The following is a 1,772-nucleotide window of genomic DNA, read 5'->3' on the forward strand; positions in this document are numbered from 1 at the left end:
CCTCGCGCTGCTCGCGCGCCCGGCCGCGGCGGCCGAGGCCATCGCCGACGCCGCTCTCGCCGACGCCGCCGTCGCCGAAACCGCGGCCGCCGAGGCCAGCGGCGAGAACACGCCGTCCGCCGATCAAGACCCCTTCGCCAGCCCCGCGCCGCTGCTGCCGCTGGTGCTCGACGGCATGCCCAATGCCGACACCTGGAGCTCGGCCGCGGCCTTCGACGGCGGCACGGTCTCGCCGATGAGCATCATCGAACCGCCGCCGCCGACCAACGGCACCCTGCCCGGCCTGGTCCAGTACCTCAACAACTGGCTGCTCGGCGCCGACTACCAGGCCTGCGGCCTGCTCGGCACCGGCTGCCTGACCATCGACCGGGCCAACTTCAACTACTCCTACCTGTCGCTGATCCTCAACCTGATCCAGGCGCCGAACGCGCTCGACCTCGACGGCAACCAGCCGGCCAACCACCTGACCCTGATCGGCGCGGTGCATTCGGACAGCTACATCCAGTTCCAGGACAGCAACTACTACGGCAACAACAACAACGCCTCGTGCGTGGTGATCGGCCTGGCCTGCACCTGGAGCACCAACGCCGCGCAGAACAACCAGGTGCTGATCGGCGACGGCAGCTACGCCAACGGCTCCAACACCATCGTCATGGGCACCAACGCCCGCCACCAGCTGCCCACCATCAGCGCGGCCGCGGCCGGTTTCACCGGCGGGCCGGACAGCAACTACGCCGCGCGCCTGGGCAATTCGGTGGTGATCGGCGACAACAGCTTCGGCAACGCCGACCGCCAGACCATCCTCGGCTTCGGCGCCACCTCCACCCACGCCAACAGCGTCGCGCTCGGCGCCGGCTCGTCGACTTCGGTCGGCGCGCAGACCGGCTACGTCGCCTTCGGCCTGGCCGCGCCGCAGAACTCCGCCGGCGAAGTCTCGATCGGCGCGGCCGGCGCCGCGCGCAAGCTCAGCAACGTCGCCGCCGGCAGCCTCGGCACCGATGCGGTCAATCTGGCCCAGTTGCAGGGCGCGCTGGCGAATGCGGCCAGCGACCCGTTCGCGGTCAAGTACGACGACCTCGGCGGCTCGCCGAACCTGCAAAGCATCACCCTGCAGGGCGCTGGCGGCACCGTGGTGTCGAACCTGCGCGCCGGCGCGGTGGGCGCCGGCAGCACCCAGGCGATCAACGGCGCGCAATTGTTCGCCGTCAGCCAATCCAACGCCCAGCGGCTCGGCGGCGGCGCGGCGGTCGCCGCCGACGGCACGGTCACCGCGCCGAACTACGTCATCGCCGGCAACGGCTACAGCAACGTCGGCGCCGCGCTGGCCGCGCTGGACGGCAACGCGCAGGCGCTGGACGCGTTCGCGGTGCAGTACGACGACGACGGCGCCGGCCATCCGAACTATGCCGCGATCACCTTGCGCGGCCCGGCCGGCACCGGCACCACGCTCGACAACCTCGCCGCCGGGCAGATCGCGGCCGGCAGCCTGCAGGCCGTCAACGGCGGGCAGCTCTTCGGCCTGGGCACCGGCATCGCCGATATCTTCGGCGGCGGCGCCGGCTTCAACGCCGGCGGCACGTTCACCGCGCCGAACTACGTCATCGCCGGCAACACCTATACCAACGTCGGCGCCGCGCTGAGCGCGCTCGACAACGGCGTCAACGCCGGCAACGCCTTCGCCGTGCAGTACGACGACGACGGCGCGGGCAATCCGAACTATGCCGCGATCACCTTGCGCGGCCCGGCCGGCACCGGCACCACGCTCGACAACC

1 pseudogene is annotated in these 1,772 nt (G+C 71.6%); it reads left to right on the forward strand.

The window, feature by feature from the left end:
• Positions 1-1,772, forward strand: a pseudogene (locus A7A76_RS17985) (hypothetical protein); the annotation flags it as partial.

Source organism: Lysobacter enzymogenes (assembly GCF_017168095.1).
Taxonomy (GTDB): Bacteria; Pseudomonadota; Gammaproteobacteria; order Xanthomonadales; family Xanthomonadaceae; genus Lysobacter; species Lysobacter enzymogenes_D.